Here is a 20,187-nt window from a genome sequence, read left to right on the forward strand (position 1 = left end):
GGGTATCGCTACACGGTGAACCCGACGGGGTGGGTGGATCCGTTGGGGTTGGTGGATTGTCCGGGGAAGGGTGGGTGTCGGCCGGCGGTTGGGGATCAGGATCCGGCGGGTAAGGTCCAGGTAGATGAGGGGGAGCCGCGGTTGCCGATGACGGCGGAGCAGCGGCGGGCGCGGATTGGTGAGTTGGGAGAGGCGAATGCTAAGCGGCGCGTAGAGGCGTATGAGGAGAAATATAAAATGCACACTGTCGCCAAGCACAATCCAGAAATATCTGACAAGGCGATTAGGCAACGGTCAATTGATGGAAGTCATCCAACGAAAAAAGGAAAGAAAGGACCGATAAACCATAGCTCGCAATTTATAAGTTGGAGGCTGCAGATGCATGCAATTAATGATGCGATTGCTAGGATGAATCGGGTGCCGCCAGCTTATACAGGATTTACCAAGGACGGTGATCCAGTAGTAAGAAAAGAGATGCCTGGGGGAGGGAGAGGGTATAAGGTTAATAAAAAAGATAAGGATAATCCTGTGTATATGGATAGCTTGGATTACTCGGAAGTTAGGTTCGATCAGGCCGTTAAGGGTAGGCCTTATACTGCTTTCCCTGATTAGAGGTGTGTAATGTTGATGTGGGTAAATTATGATCTTCCCTTTGTGCCTGTGCTGTCGTATTGGCTAGGGGGGATTTCAATATATGATCTTGAAGAGACGCTGGGTGAGCAGCTTTGGGTTTTCAATCCAAACGAAAAGGATGATAGGGAGAAAATAATAAAGGAGTTTATTTTACGGCGGTTCGATGACTTAACCTATAGGCACAGATTTCTATTGCTTGAAGTTCTGAAGTCGGCTCTTTCTTCTCCTGGTTTTGACTTTTCGAAAGAGTTTGAGAGTGACTATGATGATCCACGCTCTATGGCTTGGGACGAGACTGAAATTGATGATCCTCGCCAATTTTTTGAGGATATATACAAGCTGGCAAGCGAAGAATGGAAAGAGGACTTGGATAAAGCATCCCTCGAAGATCCATCTACTTGGTAGGTCCGAACACAAAATTTCTGGCCTTCTCTCAGCTCAATCCACATACCGCTAAGCTGCTTTTGTGGCGAGGGGATTTATCCCCGCTGGGCTGCGGAGCAGCGCCCAAACCAGACAACTCGGAGTATCAGGAAGAGTGAGTTCGCTGCTTTAGGGCTGCTCTGCAGCCCAGCGGGGATAAATCCCCTCGCCACAGGGGTTGCGCCAGGGCGTTCGGGCCGCGGTGAATGGAGAATCCGCTTACACCGACAACCCCAACTCCACCACAGCCTCCCGCTCAGCCAAACCATCTACTAAATACACACTCCCCCCCAAAATCTCCTTGGCATGGTGCTTGGCCTGCGAAGCCAGTTCCGCCAACTGGCTGGCGTCCAATTCCTCACAGGCCTCGGCGCGCAGGTGCACCACGCCAATCGACAGCGACAACAACGCGAACTCCTGTCGAACGCCCTGTCGGTTCAACGCTGTAAAGCATCCAACCTCCAGGTGTTCGGGGCGGTAGAAGCGGCGGCAGTGGGTCTGGAAGTCGCTGAGGAGCTGGTCCAGGCGTCTGCGCCAGTCTTCCGGGCCGAGGACCAGCAGGAAGTCGTCGCCGCCGATATGACCGACGAAGTCGCGGCTGGGGTCGATGCGTTCGTTCAGGCATTGGGCCAGGCACAGCAGGACTTCGTCGCCGCGACCGTAGCCGTAGATGTCGTTGAAGGGTTTGAAACTGTCGATGTCCACGTAGCAGATCACCGACTCCTGCCGCTGCTGCAGCAGGCGCGTGAGGCATTGCTGGATCGGGACGTTGCCCGGTAGCAGCGTCAGTGGGTTAGCGTAGCGGGCCTGTTGGATTTTCAGTTCAGTGATGAGCTTGAGCACATCGATCACCCGGCCCAGGCCCATGTAGCTGCCGTTGAGGGTGATGATGAAGTCCTCTTCGATGCGTTGTCGGGCGCGGCTGGTGATCAGGCGACTGACTTGTTGCAACGACTGGTTCAACTCCACTGCGAGAAAGTCGTCGCTCATCAAGCGGCTGATGGGTTTGCGGGCGAACAGGTCGGTGGCGAAGGGTTTGAGCAAGGCATCCGAGAGCGAATGGCGATGAACGATGCCGCAGGGCTGCCCTTGATCATCCAGCACCGCCAGGGAGTTGAGGTTGGCCTGGCGACGAAAGGCTTCCAGCACGGTGGCTGTCGGCGTGTTGTGGGCCACTGCCGGTTGTTCGTTGAGTAGCGCACCGAGGTCGTTGACCTCATCGCTCAACGCCGCCACGCCGCTGTCCTGCTTGGGCATCAGCGCCCTGGCATCGCGTGACGGTTGTTCCTGAGGCCGGGCCAGCAGATAGCCCTGGACCAGGTCGACGCCCATTTCGATCAGCACCGCCAATTCTTCCGGCAGTTCGATTCCCTCGGCAATCACCTGGGCGCGGGAGGCCCGGGCGATTTTCAGGATCGAGCCCACGAACTCGCGCTTGAGGGCGTCCTGGTGGATGCCGTCGATGAAATGCCGGTCGATCTTCACATAATCGGGTCGCAATTCAGACCACAGCCGCAGGCTCGAATAGCCGGCGCCCAGGTCGTCCAGGGCAATCGAGAAACCCATCGCACGATAATGATGCAGCGCGGTTTGCAGGAGCTGGAAGTCATCGATAGGGGTTTGTTCAGTCAGTTCGATCACGACTTGGCTGGGGGCAATGCCGAGGTCCTGCAGCAGTTGCAGGGTGCGCCCGGTCTGGTGCGCGGACTCCAGCAGCGACTCGGGCGAGACGTTGAGAAACAGCTTGCCCGGGAGCTTTTGCTCATTGAAGCGCTGGCAGGCGCTGCGGCGGCAGGCCAACTCTAGTTCGCTGAGGCGGCCGGCCTGGCGCGCCACGGAGAGTAGCGCGATGGGGGAGTGCAACGGGCTGTTGGAGGGGCCGCGGGTCAAGGCTTCATAACCCACGATGCGCCGTTCGGAAAGGCAGATGATCGGTTGGAACAGGCTGTGCAAACCGCTTTGAGCCAGGATCGAACTCAAGGCACTCAGCTGTTCTGTCGTGGTCATGGCAATCTCTGGCGATAAAAAAAGGACCGGGTGCGTGGCACCCAGTCCTGTATTTCACGACAGACTGATGTCAGTTTGATGACACTCAGACGAGCATCACCATTAAATGGCCATCATCCTAGTGCTTGGCGATCGCTGTGTTGAGTTTCAGGTAATCCAGCAGGATCCGCCCGGTCTCGCTCAGGTAGGCATCGTCTTCCGGCTTGGTTTTCTCCGGCTCGGTGATCAGGTCTTCGTCCTCTTTCTTCAGTTCTTTGAGCGGTTCTTCGCCCTTGGCCTTGCGACGCAGGTTTTCCATGGTCAGTTGCTTGGCCTCGATGTCGGCATGCTGCGCGCGACGGTCGGCTTCGTTGAGGGTGACGGTTTTCTCCATCATCAACTTCTGCGCCAGGGCCAGCTTGTCGCGGATGAAGACAAACTCTGCATCCTGGGCCGTGCGGGTGTCATGCTCGGACTTGAGCTGGGCCAGGAACGGCTTGAACGGATCCACCGCCGGCTTGATCGCCGGGCGGATGGTGTCCCACGGCATCGCTTCGGGCAGGGCGCTTTCGCCGATTTCCTTGGTGTCGATGATCGACGGGTAGTCGATGTCAGGCAGTACGCCCTGATGCTGGGTGCTCTGGCCGGAAACCCGGTAGAACTTCGCCAGGGTCAGCTTCAGTTCGCCATGGTTGAGGGGCTGGATGGTCTGCACGGTGCCTTTGCCGAAGGTCTGGCCGCCGATGATCAGCGCACGGTGATAGTCCTGCATGGCGCCGGCGAAAATCTCCGAGGCGGAAGCGGACAGGCGATTGACCAGCAAGGCCATTGGCCCCTTGTAGAACGCACCGGGGTTTTCGTCTTCCAGCACATCCACTCGACCATCGGCGTTACGCACGAGCACGGTCGGGCCCTTGTCGATGAACAGGCTGGTCAGCTCGGTGGCTTCCTGCAGGGAGCCGCCGCCGTTGTTGCGCAAGTCGATGACCACGCCGTCGACTTTTTCCTTCTGCAGCTCGGTCAGCAGCTTCTTGACGTCGCGCGTGGTGCTCTTGTAGTCCGGATCCCCGGCGCGGAAGGCCTTGAAGTCCAGGTAGAAGGCCGGGATCTCGATGATGCCGAGCTTGTAGTCCTTGCCGTCCTGCTTGAGGTTGAGGACCGATTTCTTCGCTGCCTGTTCTTCCAGCTTCACCGCTTCACGGGTGATGGACACGATCTTGCTGGTCTGGTCGTTCGGCGCATTGCTGGCCGGAATGACTTCCAGGCGCACCACCGAGCCTTTCGGACCACGGATCAGCTTGACCACTTCGTCCAGGCGCCAGCCGACCACGTCGACCATTTCCTTGTTGCCTTGGGCGACGCCGATGATCTTGTCCGCCGGGCTGACCTGTTTGGTCTTGTCCGCCGGGCCCGCCGGGACCAGGCGCACGATTTTCACCTGGTCGTTGTCGCTCTGCAGCACCGCACCGATGCCTTCCAGGGACAGGCTCATGTTGATGTCGAAGTTTTCCGCGTTATCCGGCGACAGATAATTGGTGTGCGGGTCGTAGGACATGGCGAAGGTGTTGATGTACGCCTGGAAAACGTCTTCGGCGCGAGTCTGGTCCAGGCGAGCCAATTGGTTCTTGTAACGCTTGGTCAGGGTTTCCTGGATCTGCTTGGAATCCTTGCCGGCGATCTTCATGCGCAGCACTTCGTCCTTGACGCGCTTGCGCCACAGGTCATCGAGTTCGGCTGTGCTTTTGAGCCAGGGGGCGTCCTTGCGGTCGACCAGCAAGGTTTCCTTGGTATTGAAATCGATTTTGTCGACGCCTTTGTTCAGCTCGGCAAGGGCGTAGTCCAGACGCGCCTTCACGCGGTCCAGGTAGCGCTTGTAGATGGTGAACCCGGCGTTCAGGTCGCCGCTCTTGAGGAAGTCGTCGAACTGGGTCTTCCATTTGTCGAATTCAGCGATGTCGCTGGCCAGGAAGTAACTGCGCGACGGATCGAGCAGCTTCAGGTAGCTGTCGTAGATGATGATCGAGCGCGCATCATCGAGTGGCGGCTTGCTGTAGTGATGGCGCTTGAGCAACTCGACCACGTTAAGGCTGGCAATCACCTCGTCACGATCGGGCTGAAGCTTGTCCCAGCTGTTGGCTGCGAACGTATCGTTCGACAGCGGTAACAGGCCGAGGCCAATGACTAGCGCGAGGGCGGTACTGGGGAACAGATGCTTCATGCTGATTCGACGCAGGGACAATTGATAACGCATATTAGGCCGTCTTTGAAGTCGCCGGTTCCATGTGGCCCGGGCGCATAATGCAAGAAAGCCCGGCGTTGAAGCAGCGGGCCCAGTCGAGACTCACTATGGAGGCACCGTGAAAGCATTGCAAGGCGTTGAAGGCCAAGTGGTATGGGCAGATGAGCCGAGCCCGGCGTGTGATGTCGGGCAAGTTCGTATTCGTGTGGCAGCCGCCGGCCTGAATCGGGCCGATTTGCTGCAAAAAGCCGGACTTTACCCGCCGCCGCCCGGCGCCAGCCAGGTGTTGGGGCTGGAGTGCGCCGGGGTGATCAGCGAGGTCGGGCCGGGCTCGTCCTGGCAGGTGGGCGACCGCGTTTGCGCGTTGCTGGCCGGCGGTGGGATGGCCGAGGAGGTGGTGGTCGATGGCCGGCATGTATTGCCGGTGCCGGAGGGCCTGTCATTGACTGAGGCGGCCGCGCTGCCGGAGGTCTACGGCACTGCGTGGCTGAACCTGTTCCAGCTGGCGGCGCTCAAGCCGGGTGAAAAAGTACTGTTGCACGCTGGGGCCAGCGGCGTCGGCTCGGCCGCGATCCAGCTGTGCAAGGCGTTCGGCAACCCATGCTGGGTCAGTGTCGGTTCGACCGAGCGGCTGGCCTATTGCGAGGCCCTGGGCGCCCAGGGTGGCGTGGTACGCACCGATGGCCTGGAGAGTTTGAACGATCTCGGTCCGTTCGACGTGATCCTCGATCCGGTGGGCGGCAGCTACGCCAAACTCAACGTGAAACTTTTGTCAGTTGACGGCCGCTGGGTGTTGATCGGCCTGATGGGGGGGCGCTCGACCGAACTGGATCTGGCACAGGTGCTGGGCAAGCGTATCCAATTGCTCGGTTCGACCTTGCGCAGCCGTGACGAGCAGTTCAAGGCCGACCTGATCAGCGAGCTGGGCCAACAGGTGTGGCCGCTGTTTGCCGACAAGCGCCTGAGCCCGCAACTGGCCAAGACCTTCGCGATCAAGGATGCCGAAGCGGCGTTTGCGGAGTTGGCGACCAACCAGGTGTCAGGGAAGTTGGTGTTGGTGATCGACGAGAGTCTGAGCTAGTCGCGCAAGCAGTACAGCTGCGGTTCCTGTGTCGAGCAAGCTTGCTCGACACAGGAATTTGAGTGTCCTGTAGTAAGTGCTCGCTCCCGCGCTCGCTGGAATTTGCAAAGGGCTAGATAGGGATACACCCTGTCAAGTCTGACAGTAGACACCACGAAGAAAGTCACTCTAGAGTGGGTTCGAGAGTAATAGATGTCTCTCTGTTTAGTGTCCACTGACAGAAGAGGTGCTGTGATGGCTACGAAAGAGCTCCGCATGACCCAGGAATATGTTGACGACAACAGATCGCCCGACGTTGTCCTGGAGATCTATAAGGGCAAGAAGTTGCTGTTCGCGACTTTTGTCTCTGCGTCGAAAAAGAACGGCCCCTACGATACCGTCAATGTCAAAACCGACGCTGATGGCGACGGCGACATGGACAGGCAAGACGAAAAAGCAATTCTGGATCTGGCAAAAGCCTTTTCCAAGTTCAAGTAGGGCACTGGCATGTCTGATCATGTCGTTCTACACGCGCTGGTTTGTGCACTTTCATGGGGGCTCGTTGAAGCTGCCCAAGCACAAGTGCCTTCAGACACGTCAGAACAAGGGCCATGGGGAGATTGGGGCGCGGCTGCATACTGCCCTCAGGGACAATATGTCTGGGGATTCCGACTCAAAAGTGAACCCGATCAGGGCAGTGGGGATGATACGGCCCTGAATGCGATGCAGGTGTATTGCGGGCTCTAGCTCTAGTGCCTGTTGCCGTTTCGCAGACTCACCAGCACAGTGCAGGTGCGGCCCGTGGCAGCGACAAGGTGATATCGACGGTGGCTTTCACCTTTGACCGGCGACCACGGGCAAGCTGACCTTCGGTCGGCAGCCCGTATCCGATGCGCGGGCCCTGCTAGCGTTAACTAATGGGGGATGGGGTAACCGCAGCTTTCATTTCACCCGCCAGGTGAAGAGGTTGATCATGGCCATCGCCGAATGGCGCATGCAGGGCGTCGAATTCATTGCCTGCAACTGCAATTGGGGCTGCCCCTGTCAATTCAATGCACCACCGACCCATGGTCACTGCCAGGCGGTGGCGTCGATGCGAGTGGAACACGGATATTTCAATCAGGTCGCGCTGGACGGTTTGTGCTGGGCCGCCACCTTCGCTTGGCCGGGTGCCATCCATGAGGGCAGCGGCAGTTGCCAGGTGTTCATCGATGAACGCGCCGATGAGGCGCAACGCCAGGCCCTGTTGACCATTCTTTCTGGCTTGGAGAGCGACCCTGGGGCCAACGTGTTTCAGGTGTTCAGCAGCACCATGAGTGAAGCGTTCGAACCGCTGTTCGTGCCCATCACTCTTTCCATCGATGTCGATCAGCGCTTGGCGCACCTGGACATTCCAGGCGTGCTGCAGGCCAGCGGCGAGCCGATCCGCAGCCCGATCGACGGTTCACCTCATCGAGCCCGCCTGTCCCTGCCCAACGGCTTCGAGTTCCGTGAGGCCGAAGTGGCCAGCGGCAGCTACCAGACGCATTCAGCCCTCAAACTACAATCCCAGGGCAGTCATAGCCACCTCGCCCACGTGCACTTCACCGGCCATGGCATAGAGCCGTAATGGCAGAACCTCAGGCGGCGACGCCGAGCAAGCGACTGACAGGCGAGCAGTTACTGCTCCTGCTCTGCCTGCTCGCGCTGACTGCCCTGGCCTGGCTGATGTTGCTGGAGATGGCTCGCGACATGAGTGCGCCGGGCGGCATGGCTGATGCGGCGATGGGTGGCATGGTCATGCCTTGGAGCCTGGCCGATGCGCTGCTGATGTTCGCCATGTGGGTGGTGATGATGGTCGGCATGATGCTGCCCAGCACCTTGCCCATGCTGTTGATCTACCAGCAGATGCTGCGCAAGCGCATGCCGGCACCGCGGCGACACCTGGCCCTGCTGCTGTTCGGCAGCGCCTATGTCCTGGTCTGGGCCGGTTTTGCCCTGGGCGCCACGGCGCTGCAATGGGCGCTCGAGCAGCTCGCCCTGCTCAGTCCGGGGATGCGTAGCACCAGTACCGCGCTGGGCGCCGGCCTGCTGTTGGTCGCAGGCGTCTATCAGTGGCTGCCAGGCAAGGCGGTCTGCCTTGAGCATTGTCGCGGGCCGCTGCATTTTCTGCTCAGCTACTGGCGCCCCGACGTGCTCGGGGGTTGGCGCATGGGGCTGGCCCATGGCGCTTACTGCCTGGGCTGCTGCTGGGCCCTGATGGGCCTGCTGTTCGTGGTCGGCGTGATGAACCTGCTCTGGGTGGCAGTGATCGGTGCCTTCATTTTGCTGGAGAAAAACCTGCCGCAGGGACTCTGGTTCAGCCGTGTCTGCGGTGTGTTGTTGCTCGGCTGGAGCCTGTGGCTGTTGCTTGGCTGAACCTGTGGGAGCGAGTGTGCCTTATTGTCAGGAACTTACCGACGCACTCGTGCCCCGTGGCGAGGGAGCTTGCTCCCGCTGGGTGGCGTAGCCGTCCCAATCGAGACGACGCAATTGCCCAGGCAGATCGCGTCAACCGTTTTTACGACTGCTTCGCAGCCGAGCGGGAGCAAGCTCCCTCGCCACACAAGCCTGGGTGTTCTTCCTGGGGCTGTTCAGTGTTCATTTCCAGGTATGGATTGGCCACCCGGCCGATTCGGCATGGGCCTTCAGCACGGGATCCGGGTTGACCACGTGGGGGAAATCCACCCGCAGCAACAACGGCAGGTCATTGCGCGAGTCGGAATAGAAACTGGCGCCCTCCAGGTTTTCTTCCTCGGCATCCAGCCAGTCCAGCAACCGCGCGATCTTGCCTTCGCGGTAGGTCAGGGTGCCTACGGTCTTGCCGCTGTAGACGCCATGGGCCACTTCAAGGTTGATCGCCAGGATCTCGTCGATGCCCAGGCGTTCGGCAATCGGCTTGACCAGGTGCGTGCCCGAAGCCGAGATCACCAGGATCCGGTCGCCGGCCTTGCGGTGTTCGGCGATGGTCTTGGTGGCGTCGCTGAAGATGATCGGTTCGATGAAGTCTTCCACCCAAGGCCCTACCAAGTGTTCGATTTCTTCCGGTGTGCGGCCGATCATCGGTTCCAGGCTGAAGTCCATGTACTCTTCCATGCTCAGTTTGCCGTGGCTGTAGGCATCCATCAGCGCGTTGTTGCGTTGCATGAACGACTCGGGATCGACCCAGCCCAGGCGTCCCATCTGTTCGCTCCAGAGGGTGGCGCAGTCGCCGTGGATCAGGGTTTCGTCCAGATCAAAAATTGCCAGGGCCATCAGCGCGTTTTCCTCTTCAAGATCAACTTCAAAATCGATAAAGCCATCAGGCTACCTCACACAGCGCCGACGGATCGATGGCAAGTGACAACCGTGCGCCATCGGGGTGCAGGTCGGCGGCCGAGCGATTGAGTACATCCACCACCAGTTCCACGCCACGGGCCTCGACCCGGTAGCGAATCACGTTGCCCAACAGGCTGTGGCTGCGGATCAGCGCATCGGCTTCGCCACCGCGACTCAGCTCGATGGCTTCCGGGCGAATGGCGATGCGGCCGTTCACCGGGCGTTGCAGCAGCCGGCTGGCACTGTCGGCGTCCAGCAGGTTGTAGTTGCCGATGAACCCGGCGGCAAAGACGTCGACCGGCGCAGTGTAAAGGGTTTCGGCATCGCCGCTTTGTACGATCTTTCCCTGGTTCATCAGGAAAATCCGATCAGACATCGTCAGGGCTTCTTCCTGGTCGTGTGTGACGAAGATCGTGGTCAGGCCCAGTTCGCGCTGGATCTGACGGATCTGTTCGCGCAGGTGTTTGCGAATCCGCGCATCCAGGGCCGACAGCGGCTCGTCCAGCAGCAACAGGCGCGGCCGGGTCACCAGGGAGCGGGCGAGGGCGACGCGCTGGCATTGGCCGCCGGAGAGTTGATGGGGATAGCGGCCGGCAAAATCATGCAGCTCCACCAGGCGCAGGATCTCCAGCACACGCTTGTGGCTGTCCGAGGCGTCGACTTTTTGCATGCGCAGGCCGAAGGCGACGTTCTGTTCCACGGTCATGTTGGGGAACAAGGCGTAGCTCTGGAAGACCATGCCGATGCCGCGTTTCTGCGGGCTCAACGGGACGATGTCTTGCCCGTCCAGGATGATCTGGCCAGCATCCACTGCGGTCAGGCCGGCAATGCAGCGCAGCAGTGTGGACTTGCCGCAACCGGAAGGGCCGAGGAGGGTGACGAACTCGCCTTTGCTGATCTCGCAATTGATGTCGCTGAACACCGGCGTGCCGGCGTAGCTTTTTTGCAGGTGTTGGACGCTGACGTAGCTCATTGGCTTTTGTCCTTGTTCAAGATGTTGGCCGCCCAGGTCAGGACCAGTACGAAGAAGAAGTAGGAAATCACCAGGGCACTGGTGAAGTGGCCGCTGCTGTTGCGCATGTTGTTCAGGTAGACCTGCAGGGTTTCATAGCGCGTGCCGACGAGGATGTTGGCAAACACGAATTCGCCGAACAGGAACGAGAAGGACAGCAGCAACGCCACCATCAAGCCCTTGCGCAGGTTCGGCAGTACGACCAGGAACGCGGCCTGAAAGGTGCTGGCGCCGAGCAGTTGGGCGGCGTCCATCAGGTCGCGCAGGTTGATGGCTTGCAGGTTGTTGGTGATCGCCCGGTACATGAACGGCAGGGCGACGGTGAAGTAGCAGCCGATCAGGATCCACGGCGTGCCGACCATCGCCAGCGGTCCGGAGCCATAGAGTTGCAACAGCCCCACCGACGACACCACCGGCGGCACCGCGAAGGGCAGCAGGATGAGGATGTTCATCAGCGCGTCGAGTTTCGGAAAGTGGTAATGCACCACGAACAGCAACGGCAGGATCAACACCACCGAGAGCACCAGCGCACCAACGCAGACCAGCAGCGATTGGCCGAAGGCGTGGAGAAAGCGCGGATCGCTCCACAACTGCACATACCATTTGAACGTGAAGCCGCTGGGCAGCACGGTGGCCGACCAACTGCTGGCGATGGAGTAGACGAGCGTGCCCGCCAGGGGCAGCAGCAGGATGGCGAACAGCAGGTACACCACCGCCCGATGATAGAGCCCGGCGGAGCCCGGTTCAGCGCGAGACATGGTAGCTCCTCTTGAGCAGCAACTGGTGGACGATGGTCACGACGGTCATCAACGCCACCAACACCACGGCCAGGGCGCTGGCCAGGTTCGGGTCGAGGGAAATGTCGCCGGAAACCATGGCGGCGATGCGAATCGGCAGCACGTTGAAGTTGCCGGTGGTCAGCGCATAGACCGTGGCATAGGCGCCGAGGGCGTTGGCCAGCAGGATCACGAAGGTGCCCAGCAGCGCCGGGGTCAGCACCGGCAAGCCGATGTGCCGCCAGAACTGCCAACCGCTGGCCCCCAGCAGTTCGGCGGATTCGCGCCAGTCTTCGCGCAGGGCGTCGAAGGCCGGATAGAGCAGCAGCACACCCAGGGGAATCTGGAAGTAGGTGTAGAGGATGATCAGCCCGGTTTTCGAATACAGGTTGAAATCCTCGATGATCCCCGCCTGTTTGAGCATGATCGTGATGCTGCCGTTGAACCCGAGCAAAATGATGAAGGCGAAGGCCAGGGGCACGCCAGCGAAGTTGCTGGTCATGTTGGCGAACGCGTTGACGAAGTTGCGCAACCGCGAATCCACCCGGCGCAGGGAGTAGCTGCCGAGTACGGCGATGACGATGCCGAACACACTGGACCAGAAGCTGATCTCCAGGCTGTGCTGGATCGCTTGCAGGTAGAACTTGGAACTGAAGATCTTGCTGAAGTTGGCCAGGCCCCAGCCGAACTCTTCCGATTCCAGGCTGTTGACCAGCACCCACAGCAGCGGGGCGATCTGGAACACGATGAAGAAAATCGCGAAGGGCACCAGGCACAACGCTGCCAGCCATTTGCCGCGCGTCATGGCGTTCACTTGAGTAACTCCTGGCAATAGGGTTTGTCGTGGTCGACGCCGAGCAATTGGCAAATGGTGCCGCACAGTTCGGTCTGCCGGGGCGCGGCCGCGGGATCGAGACTGAAGCCGTCACCCAGGACAAACAGCGGCACTTCCCGTTCTTCGGCCAACAGGCCGTTATGGGAGCGATCGTTGTTCATGCCGTGGTCGGACGTCACCAGCACCTGGTAACCGGCGTCGAGCCAGCCTTGCAGGTAGACCGCCAGGTTGATGTCGGCCGAGCGGGCGCTGTTGCGGTATTGCGGGGTGTCGAGGCCGTGCTTGTGGCCGGCGTCGTCGATGTTCATCGGGTGCACCAGCAGGAAGTTCGGCAAGTAGCGCTGGCGCAGGTGTTCGGCGTCGGCGAACAGATGGGAATCGGGGTAGTGGTCATTCCAATAGAAATGCCCGTACTGGATCGGCAAATCGGGGTTGTCGGTATGACGATCTCGACCGGCCACGAAGGGTGAGACGTTGTAGAGCTCGCTGACCCAGTGATACGCCGCGGCCGCCGTACTCAAGCCGGCCTGGGTGGCGTAGTGGAAAATGCTGCGCTGATTCGACAGGCGCGAGACGTTGTTGTGCACGATCCCGCTGTCGATGGGCACGACGCCAGTGAGGATGCATTCATAGAGCGGGCGGGACAGGGCGGGCAACTCACATTCCAGTTTGTAGAGGGCCGCGCGTCCTGCGCCGACGTAAGCCTGCAAATGCCCCATGGCATGCCGGGCGACCTCATGGTTGAGGCCGTCGAGCACCACCAGGATGACGTTGTGCTTCATGGACCAAGACTCCGGATGGACACCAGAAAACTCGGATTCACCGCAGGTCCAATGTGGGAGCGAGATTGCTCACTCCCACAATTGGATTTCCATTGGATATCCGAGCGAGAGCTAGCGCCTCACTGCATATTGATGATCACTTCTTCCTGCCATTTCTGCGGCAGAGCCTTGGAGGTTTTTTCCCACGCATCGGCATCCTTGATCGGCGTCACGCCTTTGTACTGCTCATTCGGCAGCAGCTTGGCCTTGACCTCTTCCGGCAGTGTCAGGTGCTCGGCGCGGATGGGCCGGGCGTTGCCCTTGGCCAGGTTGATCTGGCCGGCGTCGCTGAAGATGTACTCGCGAGCCAGCTTGGCGGCGTTCGGGTGCTTGGCGTATTTGTTGATGATGGTGGTGTAGCCGGAGATCACCGAGCCGTCGGACGGAATCAGCACGACGTAGTCATCCGGGTTGGCCATCTTGGCCTTGTAGCTCAGGCCGTTGAAGTCCCAGACCACGCCGACTTCGACTTCACCTTTCTCCATCGTGGCGATGGTCGGGTTGGCCATGGACAGGCGCCCTTGCTTGGCGATCTCGGCGAACATCAACAGCGCCGGTTGCAGGTTTTTCTCGTCGCCGCCGTTGGCCAGGGCGGCAGCCAGCACACCGTTGGCCGCCTGGGCCGCGGTGCTCACGTCACCAATGGAGACTTTGTACTTACCGGTTTTCAGGTCAGCCCATTTGGTCGGCACTTCGGAGCCGTGCAGCAGCTTCTTGTTGACGATGAACGCGATGGTGCCGGTGTAGGCCAGTGCCCAGTTGCCGTCCTTGTCCTTGGCCCAGGCAGGCACCTGGTCCCAGGTGCTTGGCTTGTAGGGTTGGACCACGCCCTGCTTGACCGCGATCGGGCCGAAAGCTGCACCGACGTCGCCGATGTCGGCGCTGGCGTTGTCTTTCTCGGCGGCGAACTTGGCGATTTCCTGGGCCGAACTCATGTCGGTGTCGATGTGTTTCAGGCCGTAGACCTTGGCCAGGTCGTCCCAGGTGCCTTTCCAGTTTGCCCAGTCATCGGGCATGCCGACGCTGTTCACGGCGCCTTCCGCTTTCGCAGCGGCTTCCAATGTTTTCAGATCGGTGTCAGCGGCCATGGCGGCGGTGCACATGGCAATGGTCGAGCCTAACAGTGATGCCAGGAAAAGCTGTTTCATCCGAAGCTCCTATGGGCGTTTTCAACGCTGCGATTGCGGTTGTGTTGGTCTAGGTCAGCAATACCTGAGCCAATGTAGGCGAGCCCTGTGACATTTTGATGTCGGTGGTGGAGGCTTCAGGAAATGCCCGGCTCGTGGAGGTTGGCTGCGAATTAAGCGTAGACCATGGTTAAACAGCTGATCTGAAAGGACTTGGCCGTTAATTTGCACGCTTGCAAAACGACCGTTCGGCGGCTCTGTCATCTGCCAGTCATGTGCAGTGCCTAGGCTTGCTGGACCAAGAAGCGGATCGATGGACAGTCGATCTTGCCCCGAAACAGTGCTGGTCTAGTCCAGATAGGTAACGTTGATGCGCATCGATGCAACCAAAGCGGTGACAGCCATCGGACAGGTCCTGCAAGAGCAGCTCGACCACGGGTTGCTGGCGCCCGGCAGCAAATTGCCGGCCGAGCGCAAGCTCAGTGAGTTGTTCGGGACCACGCGGATTACCGTGCGTGAGGCGTTGTTGCAGCTCGAAGCCCAGGGGCAGATTTATCGGGAGGAGCGCCGGGGCTGGTTCGTTTCGCCGCCGCGCCTGGCCTACAACCTGATGCAACGCAGCCATTTCCACGCCATGGTCGCAGCCCAAGGGCGTGTGCCTTCTACCCAAGTGATCTCGGCGCGCCTGCAACCGGCCTCGGCGGCGGTATGTGCCTGGTTGCAACTGCCGGCGTTGTCCAGCGTGATCCAGATCTGCCGCGTGCGGCGTATCGACGAGCGGCTGGTGCTGTACGTCGAGCACTACCTGAACCCGCAGTATTTTCCGGACATCCTGGGGTTCGACCTCAACCAATCCATCACCGAACTGTACGCCCGCCATTACGACCTGCACTACGGCCGGGTGAAGTTTGAAATCGTGCCCACCTCGTTACAGCCGGAAGCGGCAGCGGCGTTGAAGGTTTCGGTGGGCAGCCCCGGGCTTCGCATCGCACGGGTCAACTATGACCAGCACCAGCGGCTGATCGATTGCGACCTGGAATTCTGGCGACACGATGCTATCCATGTCGGCGTGGATGTGCCGGAGCAACCGGTACCGGAACAATCGCCCGCAGCCTGAGGCAGGCTCAGAGCGATTCGTTGAGCTTGCTCAGGATCTTGATCACCACCGTGGCGAGGATCAGCAACATGCCGATCCACATGGCAAAGACCCCGACGCTCTTGTCACGGAAGTTGAAGCCGATGGCCAGCAGGATCATGCCGGCAATGATGGGCACCAGCATGGCGTTGAACGAAGATATGGAAACCATGGAGACAGCCTTGTCGGGGGGGATAAGGTCAGTCTAGTTGGGGTTTTCCCAGGATGTGATGATGTAAGTCACATCCCCCGCGATCCCGAGGTGAACACTCTTGTGGCGAGGGGATTTATCCCCGCTGGGTTGCGCAGCAACCCCCTACGCCTACCGGATAATCGCGGTGGTTGGTGAATTCTGGGACTGCTTCGCAGTCCAGCGGGGATAAATCCCCTCGCCACAAGAGCCTGCATGTCTCCGGTCCAAATAGGTTTAGCGGTTATGGCAACTCACGACAGGCATAAAACGCGCTCAGTACCTTCACCAGATGCGCCAGGTCATGGCTGCCGCACAGTTCGCGGATCGAATGCATGGCGAAGGTCGGTAGACCGATGTCCACGGTGCGCACGCCCAGTTGGCTGGCGGTGATCGGGCCGATGGTCGAACCGCAGCCCATGTCGCTGCGCACTACGAAGCTCTGCACCGGCACTTCTTCAGCCATGCACAGGTGGCGGAAGAACCCGGCGGTTTCGCTGTTGGTGGCGTAGCGCTGGTTGCTGTTGACCTTGATCACCGGGCCGGCGTTGAGCTTGGGACCGTGGTTGGCGTCGTGCTTGTCGGCATAGTTGGGATGCACGCCGTGGGCGTTGTCCGCCGACACCAGCAAGGATTTCTGAATGGTGCGGACGAACTCTTCACCTTCAGGCAGCAGGCGACGCAGGGTTTGCTCCAGCATCGGGCCGTCGGCACCACAGGCCGAGCACGAACCGACCTCCTCGTGATCGTTGCATACCAGCACGCAGGTTTCTTCGGTATCGGCGTTCAGCAACGCTTGCAGGCCGGCGTAGCACGACAGCAGGTTGTCCAGGCGCGCACCGGCGATGAAATCGCCGTGCAGGCCAATGACCGCAGCGCTTTGTGTGTCGTAGAAACTCAACTCGTAATCGAGTACCACGTCGGCGTTCAGGCCGTGTTCGCGGGCCAGTTGATCGGTGAGCACGGCACGGAAATCGACGCGCTCGTCCCCGGCGAACTGGGCAAGGATCGGCGGCAGTTCATTCTGCGGGTTGATGGCCCAACCCTGGTTGGCTTCGCGATTGAGGTGGATGGCCAGGTTCGGAATCGTAGCGATCGGCGCCTTGAAGTCGATCAACTGGCTTTCAACCTTGCCATCACGGCGGAAAGTCACGCGCCCGGCCAGTGACAGGTCGCGGTCGAACCACGGCGCCAGCAACGCGCCGCCGTAGACTTCCACGCCCAGTTGCCAGAACCCGTGGCGTTGCAGTTCCGGCTGCGGTTTGACCCGCAGGCAGGGGCTGTCGGTGTGGGCACCGACCAGGCGGATGCCATCGTGCAACGGTGAGTTGCGGCCGAGCTTGAAGGCGATGATCGAGGAGTCGTTGCGCGTGACGTAATAGCGACCGTTGGCCTCGGTGGCCCAGGTCTCGCGTTCGTCAAGACGCTGATAGCCAGCCGCTTCCAGGCGCTTGGCAAGGCTGGCGGTGGCATGGAACGGGGTAGGGGAGGCCTTGAGAAAGTCGATCAGGCCCTGGTTCAACTCTGCGCGCATAAGAAACTCCAGACAGCAATGGGCGGCAGTTTACCGTATTGGTGGTCGCTGGGGAGGGTGCGGCGTGGATATGTGAGTGACTCGGGGTGGGCCTGTGGCGAGGGAGCTTGCTCCCGCTGGGCTGCGCAGCAGCCCCAACAGCAGCAACCCAAGCAGACTTTCCGAGGTGTCAGTCTTTAGGGCCGCTTCGCGGCCCAGCGGGGATAAATCCCCTCCCCACAGGGGGCGGTGGTGTCTCTTAGAACGGTGCCGGGCACTCGAAGCGCAGGCGCTCGCCGCTTTGCGGATGAGTGAAGCTCAGCATGCTGGCGTGCAGGCACAGGCGTGGCCAGGCAGCGAGGGCCTGCGGGTGGGCGTAGAGTCCGTCGCCCAGCAGCGGATGACCGATGGACAGCATGTGCACGCGCAACTGGTGCGAGCGCCCGGTAATCGGCGTGAGTTCGACCCGGCACCAATCGCCGCAACGTTCCAGTACGCGCCAGAAGGTCAGGGCGTGTTTGCCGTGCTCATGGTCCACCACATGCCGGGGTTTGGTCGGCGGGTCGTAGCGCAAGGGCAGGTCGATGCTGCCGCTCTCCAGTTCCGGTTGGCCCCAGCACAACGCCGTGTAGGCTTTTTCGGTTTCGCGATCATGAAATTGCCGGGACAGTTCGCGATGAGTGTCCGGGTCGCGGGCCAACAGGATGATACCGGAGGTTTCCCAGTCCAGTCGGTGCACGATTCGGGCTTCCGGATAGCCGTTTTCCTGCAGGCGGGTGATCAGGCAGTCCTTGTTGTCGTCGGCCCGGCCGGGCACGGAGAGCAACAGGGTCGGCTTGTCGACCACCAGGACAGCGGCGTCCTGATGAATGATGCGGATGTTGGACAGGGGCATTGAAAACAGTCTCGTTACAAACGCCAACGGCGGCGCGGGCCCTTCTCAAGCCCACGAATGGGAGGAGAAGGACCCGAGCCGCCGTGGCTCCCGCCGGCGCGATCAGCGATCCGGCAGGGTGATGTTGAGTTCCAGGATCGAGCAACTGCCCTGGCTTTCCAGTGCCACGTGCACGTCATCGCTACCGATGTTGACGTATTTGCGGATCACTTCCACCAGTTCCTTCTGCAAGGCCGGCAGGTAGTCAGGGGTGCTGCGTTGGCCGCGTTCGTGCGCCACGATGATCTGTAGACGCTCTTTCGCGACCGAGGCGGTACTGGGCTTTTTGTTGGCACGAAAGAAGTCAAAAAGGTTCATTACCTACCTCCAAACAGGCGCTCGAAGAAACCCTTCTTCGTTACATCGAGGAATCGATGCGCTACGGTTTTGCCCAGCAGGCGATCGACGGCATCGCTATATGCCTGGCCGGCGTCGCTCTGGTCGTCGAGAATCACCGGCACGCCGGAGTTGGAGGCCTTGAGTACCGCTTGGGATTCGGGAATGACGCCCAGCAGAGTGACGGCGAGGATTTCCTTGACGTCTTCGACGCCGAGCATTTCGCCGTCGCTGACCCGTTGTGGGTTATAGCGAGTCAGCAGCAGGTGTTCCTTGATCGGCTCTTCGCCCTTTTCGGCGCGGCGGGATTTGCTTGCCAGCAGGCCCAGCATGCGGTCGGAGTCGCGGACCGACGACACTTCCGGGTTGGTCACGACAATCGCCTCATCGGCGAAGTACATGGCCAGGTGGGCACCTTTCTCGATACCGGCCGGGGAGTCGCAGACCACGAACTCGAAGTCTTCCTTGAGTTGCATCAGGACTTTTTCCACGCCTTCCTGGGTCAGCGCGTCTTTGTCGCGGGTCTGGCTGGCGGCCAGCACGTAGAGGTTCTCAAGGCGCTTGTCCTTGATCAGGGCTTGTTGCAGGTTCGCTTCACCGTTGACGACGTTGACGAAGTCATAGACCACGCGACGCTCGCAACCCATGATCAGGTCCAGGTTACGCAGGCCGACGTCGAAGTCGACGATGACTGTCTTGTGGCCGCGCAGAGCGAGACCGGTACCGATAGCGGCGCTGGTGGTGGTCTTACCCACACCACCCTTGCCGGATGTAACCACGAGAATCTTGGCCAAGGTGTTTCACCCCTAAGGAAAAAGGACTTTTTCAGCCCCTGAAAAACATCTCTGGAAAACGGCTGCAATTGGACAGGCTTGGCTGGAATCGGATGTCGGACGGGGTCTACCTCCGGTAAACACTGCCTGATCCTTTTTCCTACGTCGTTTAAGCCGTTTTCGCTCGTTTTAGAGATGCTTGGAAAATGCGGCAGTATCCGTTAAAGCCGAATGATGTTCAACACGTCGCCCGACAGGCTGATCTGAACGCCCGCCCCCCACAACGGATCGCGGCGCAAATCCTCGGAAACCTTGTACTGCCCGGCGATGGAGACCAGTTCAGCGCTTAATTGCTGACAGAAGATCCTGGCTTTCGTATCCCCCTTGACGCCGGCCAGCGCGCGGCCGCGCATCGGGCCGTATACATGGATGTTGCCATCGGCCAGAAGTTCCGCGCCCGGGCTGACCGAGGACACCACGACCAGATCGCCACCCTGGGCATAGATCTGTTGCCCGCCGCGTACTGGCGAGGTGATCACGCGCGTCGGCTTGATGGTGGGCTCTGGTGGTTTTTCCGGGACTTTCCTGGCTTCGACCGGGCTCAGTTCCAGCACGCGCTCCCGGGCGCCGGACGGCGGCAGCACCGGAATGTCCACGGCGATGGCCGCGGCGATGTCTTCGATGCGGCTGGCGCGGATCGCCAGGGTGCGCAGGCCGTGCTGGCGGCAAACGCGCATCAGGCCTGGCAGGTCCACCGCGCCTTCGCCGGCCGGCAGCTTGTCCAGGGCCAGCACCAGCGGTGCATTGCTGAAGAAGTTCGGCGCCTGGGCGACTTTGGCCGCCAACTGCCGGTCAAGGCCTTCCAGGTCGTTGCGGGCCAGCTCCAGCACCGTAATGGCGAGCATGCTGCCCTTCAACTGGAACACGGGATCTTGGTCTAGCGGTTCGGTTTGGCTCATGGTCGGCGTACAACGGCTTGTCACTAAAAGTGCCGAGACTTATAACGAGATCGTCCGCCAGCCGCAACCCGGGTCGAACAATGTAGAATGCGCGGCCCA

Annotated in this window: 21 protein-coding genes and 1 pseudogene; 8 read left to right on the forward strand and 14 right to left on the reverse strand. The window is 60.2% G+C overall.

What is annotated here, in order from left to right; translation table 11 throughout:
* Both BLO97_RS28775 and BLO97_RS28780 read left to right on the forward strand, forming a co-directional pair.
* Positions 1–612 (forward strand): annotated as a pseudogene (locus tag BLO97_RS28775) (type IV secretion protein Rhs); the annotation flags it as partial.
* 9 nt (positions 613–621) lie between these two features.
* Entirely contained in the window at positions 622–1,038 is a 417-nt protein-coding gene (locus BLO97_RS28780) for a hypothetical protein (protein WP_092201680.1), read from the forward strand.
* 237 nt (positions 1,039–1,275) lie between these two features.
* On the opposite strand, the gene BLO97_RS28785 is transcribed toward BLO97_RS28780, so the two are convergent.
* Positions 1,276–3,063 (reverse strand): bifunctional diguanylate cyclase/phosphodiesterase, encoded by a 1,788-nt coding sequence (locus BLO97_RS28785; RefSeq protein WP_092349534.1) that lies wholly within the window; start codon positions 3,061–3,063, stop codon positions 1,276–1,278.
* Between the two features lie 118 nt (positions 3,064–3,181).
* Positions 3,182–5,260, reverse strand: a complete 2,079-nt coding sequence (locus tag BLO97_RS28790; protein WP_170846016.1) for a carboxy terminal-processing peptidase — start codon at positions 5,258–5,260, stop codon at positions 3,182–3,184.
* Between the two features lie 139 nt (positions 5,261–5,399).
* On the opposite strand from BLO97_RS28790, the gene BLO97_RS28795 reads away from it, so the two are divergent.
* The 5 genes from BLO97_RS28795 (at position 5,400) to BLO97_RS28815 (ending at position 8,738) form a co-directional block, all read left to right on the forward strand.
* Positions 5,400–6,362 carry a zinc-binding dehydrogenase gene (locus BLO97_RS28795; RefSeq protein ID WP_063324792.1) on the forward strand — a complete coding sequence of 321 codons (963 nt, stop codon included), beginning with the start codon at positions 5,400–5,402 and terminating at the stop codon, positions 6,360–6,362.
* A gap of 255 nt (positions 6,363–6,617) precedes the next feature.
* Complete coding sequence (locus BLO97_RS28800) at positions 6,618–6,839, forward strand: hypothetical protein (protein ID WP_092224639.1); 222 nt, start codon at positions 6,618–6,620, stop codon at positions 6,837–6,839.
* Between the two features lie 9 nt (positions 6,840–6,848).
* Positions 6,849–7,088 (forward strand): hypothetical protein, encoded by a 240-nt coding sequence (locus BLO97_RS32430; RefSeq protein WP_092349537.1) that lies wholly within the window; start codon positions 6,849–6,851, stop codon positions 7,086–7,088.
* 226 nt (positions 7,089–7,314) lie between these two features.
* Positions 7,315–7,950 (forward strand): DUF1326 domain-containing protein, encoded by a 636-nt coding sequence (locus tag BLO97_RS28810; protein ID WP_092147721.1) that lies wholly within the window; start codon positions 7,315–7,317, stop codon positions 7,948–7,950.
* Positions 7,950–8,738: a DUF2182 domain-containing protein gene (locus tag BLO97_RS28815; protein ID WP_092147724.1), complete on the forward strand. Its 789-nt coding sequence runs from the start codon at positions 7,950–7,952 to the stop codon at positions 8,736–8,738. The genes BLO97_RS28810 and BLO97_RS28815 overlap by 1 nt, the downstream gene beginning before the upstream one ends.
* A gap of 222 nt (positions 8,739–8,960) precedes the next feature.
* Here the strand turns inward: BLO97_RS28815 and BLO97_RS28820 are convergent, their stop codons facing one another.
* The 6 genes from BLO97_RS28820 to BLO97_RS28845 all read right to left on the reverse strand — a co-directional run bounded on the left by BLO97_RS28820 (position 8,961) and on the right by BLO97_RS28845 (position 14,269).
* Entirely contained in the window at positions 8,961–9,614 is a 654-nt protein-coding gene (locus BLO97_RS28820) for an HAD family hydrolase (RefSeq protein WP_063324797.1), read from the reverse strand.
* Positions 9,615–9,660: 46 nt separating this feature from the next.
* A complete protein-coding gene (locus tag BLO97_RS28825; protein ID WP_092147727.1) occupies positions 9,661–10,650 on the reverse strand; it encodes an ABC transporter ATP-binding protein in 990 nt (329 codons plus the stop codon).
* A complete protein-coding gene (locus BLO97_RS28830; RefSeq protein WP_092201692.1) occupies positions 10,647–11,447 on the reverse strand; it encodes an ABC transporter permease in 801 nt (266 codons plus the stop codon). Before BLO97_RS28830 ends, BLO97_RS28825 begins: the two co-directional genes overlap by 4 nt.
* Entirely contained in the window at positions 11,434–12,270 is an 837-nt protein-coding gene (locus tag BLO97_RS28835) for an ABC transporter permease (RefSeq protein WP_161951765.1), read from the reverse strand. Before BLO97_RS28835 ends, BLO97_RS28830 begins: the two co-directional genes overlap by 14 nt.
* Positions 12,271–12,275: 5 nt before the next feature.
* Positions 12,276–13,082 carry an alkaline phosphatase family protein gene (locus BLO97_RS28840; protein ID WP_063324801.1) on the reverse strand — a complete coding sequence of 269 codons (807 nt, stop codon included), beginning with the start codon at positions 13,080–13,082 and terminating at the stop codon, positions 12,276–12,278.
* A 119-nt stretch (positions 13,083–13,201) separates the two neighbouring features.
* On the reverse strand, positions 13,202–14,269 hold the full coding sequence (locus BLO97_RS28845) for an ABC transporter substrate-binding protein (RefSeq protein ID WP_092349541.1): 1,068 nt from the start codon (positions 14,267–14,269) through the stop codon (positions 13,202–13,204).
* A gap of 349 nt (positions 14,270–14,618) precedes the next feature.
* On the opposite strand from BLO97_RS28845, the gene BLO97_RS28850 reads away from it, so the two are divergent.
* A complete protein-coding gene (locus tag BLO97_RS28850; protein WP_063324803.1) occupies positions 14,619–15,365 on the forward strand; it encodes a UTRA domain-containing protein in 747 nt (248 codons plus the stop codon).
* A gap of 7 nt (positions 15,366–15,372) precedes the next feature.
* On the opposite strand, the gene BLO97_RS28855 is transcribed toward BLO97_RS28850, so the two are convergent.
* From BLO97_RS28855 to minC, 6 genes are all read right to left on the reverse strand, one after another.
* Positions 15,373–15,555: a hypothetical protein gene (locus BLO97_RS28855; RefSeq protein ID WP_063324804.1), complete on the reverse strand. Its 183-nt coding sequence runs from the start codon at positions 15,553–15,555 to the stop codon at positions 15,373–15,375.
* Positions 15,556–15,817: 262 nt separating this feature from the next.
* Positions 15,818–17,107: a M18 family aminopeptidase gene (locus tag BLO97_RS28860; RefSeq protein ID WP_092224650.1), complete on the reverse strand. Its 1,290-nt coding sequence runs from the start codon at positions 17,105–17,107 to the stop codon at positions 15,818–15,820.
* A 238-nt stretch (positions 17,108–17,345) separates the two neighbouring features.
* Complete coding sequence (locus BLO97_RS28865; RefSeq protein WP_092224652.1) at positions 17,346–17,981, reverse strand: RluA family pseudouridine synthase; 636 nt, start codon at positions 17,979–17,981, stop codon at positions 17,346–17,348.
* Positions 17,982–18,083: 102 nt separating this feature from the next.
* Entirely contained in the window at positions 18,084–18,338 is a 255-nt protein-coding gene (minE, locus tag BLO97_RS28870) for a cell division topological specificity factor MinE (RefSeq protein WP_003179111.1), read from the reverse strand.
* Positions 18,338–19,150 (reverse strand): septum site-determining protein MinD, encoded by an 813-nt coding sequence (gene minD, locus BLO97_RS28875; RefSeq protein WP_058542331.1) that lies wholly within the window; start codon positions 19,148–19,150, stop codon positions 18,338–18,340. Before minD ends, minE begins: the two co-directional genes overlap by 1 nt.
* 200 nt (positions 19,151–19,350) lie before the next feature.
* Positions 19,351–20,088, reverse strand: coding sequence for a septum site-determining protein MinC (minC, locus tag BLO97_RS28880; protein ID WP_063324805.1), 738 nt, complete (start codon positions 20,086–20,088; stop codon positions 19,351–19,353).
* Positions 20,089–20,187: the final 99 nt, after the last annotated feature.

This window comes from Pseudomonas sp. NFACC05-1, assembly GCF_900100135.1.
Taxonomy (GTDB): domain Bacteria; phylum Pseudomonadota; class Gammaproteobacteria; order Pseudomonadales; family Pseudomonadaceae; genus Aquipseudomonas; species Aquipseudomonas fluorescens_Q.

Excerpts from the sequence above, each read along its gene's own strand:
- BLO97_RS28780 (WP_092201680.1), top strand. The coding sequence starts at position 622 with ATGTTGATGTGGGTAAATTATGATCTTCCCTTTGTGCCTGTGCTGTCG.
- BLO97_RS28785 (WP_092349534.1), bottom strand. The coding sequence starts at position 3,063 with ATGACCACGACAGAACAGCTGAGTGCCTTGAGTTCGATCCTGGCTCAA.
- BLO97_RS28790 (WP_170846016.1), bottom strand. The coding sequence starts at position 5,260 with ATGAAGCATCTGTTCCCCAGTACCGCCCTCGCGCTAGTCATTGGCCTC.
- BLO97_RS28800 (WP_092224639.1), top strand. The coding sequence starts at position 6,618 with ATGACCCAGGAATATGTTGACGACAACAGATCGCCCGACGTTGTCCTG.
- BLO97_RS32430 (WP_092349537.1), top strand. The coding sequence starts at position 6,849 with ATGTCTGATCATGTCGTTCTACACGCGCTGGTTTGTGCACTTTCATGG.
- BLO97_RS28810 (WP_092147721.1), top strand. The coding sequence starts at position 7,315 with ATGGCCATCGCCGAATGGCGCATGCAGGGCGTCGAATTCATTGCCTGC.
- BLO97_RS28815 (WP_092147724.1), top strand. The coding sequence starts at position 7,950 with ATGGCAGAACCTCAGGCGGCGACGCCGAGCAAGCGACTGACAGGCGAG.
- BLO97_RS28820 (WP_063324797.1), bottom strand. The coding sequence starts at position 9,614 with ATGGCCCTGGCAATTTTTGATCTGGACGAAACCCTGATCCACGGCGAC.
- BLO97_RS28825 (WP_092147727.1), bottom strand. The coding sequence starts at position 10,650 with ATGAGCTACGTCAGCGTCCAACACCTGCAAAAAAGCTACGCCGGCACG.
- BLO97_RS28830 (WP_092201692.1), bottom strand. The coding sequence starts at position 11,447 with ATGTCTCGCGCTGAACCGGGCTCCGCCGGGCTCTATCATCGGGCGGTG.
- BLO97_RS28835 (WP_161951765.1), bottom strand. The coding sequence starts at position 12,270 with ATGACGCGCGGCAAATGGCTGGCAGCGTTGTGCCTGGTGCCCTTCGCG.
- BLO97_RS28840 (WP_063324801.1), bottom strand. The coding sequence starts at position 13,082 with ATGAAGCACAACGTCATCCTGGTGGTGCTCGACGGCCTCAACCATGAG.
- BLO97_RS28845 (WP_092349541.1), bottom strand. The coding sequence starts at position 14,269 with ATGAAACAGCTTTTCCTGGCATCACTGTTAGGCTCGACCATTGCCATG.
- BLO97_RS28850 (WP_063324803.1), top strand. The coding sequence starts at position 14,619 with ATGCGCATCGATGCAACCAAAGCGGTGACAGCCATCGGACAGGTCCTG.
- BLO97_RS28855 (WP_063324804.1), bottom strand. The coding sequence starts at position 15,555 with ATGGTTTCCATATCTTCGTTCAACGCCATGCTGGTGCCCATCATTGCC.
- BLO97_RS28860 (WP_092224650.1), bottom strand. The coding sequence starts at position 17,107 with ATGCGCGCAGAGTTGAACCAGGGCCTGATCGACTTTCTCAAGGCCTCC.
- BLO97_RS28865 (WP_092224652.1), bottom strand. The coding sequence starts at position 17,981 with ATGCCCCTGTCCAACATCCGCATCATTCATCAGGACGCCGCTGTCCTG.
- minE (WP_003179111.1), bottom strand. The coding sequence starts at position 18,338 with ATGAACCTTTTTGACTTCTTTCGTGCCAACAAAAAGCCCAGTACCGCC.
- minC (WP_063324805.1), bottom strand. The coding sequence starts at position 20,088 with ATGAGCCAAACCGAACCGCTAGACCAAGATCCCGTGTTCCAGTTGAAG.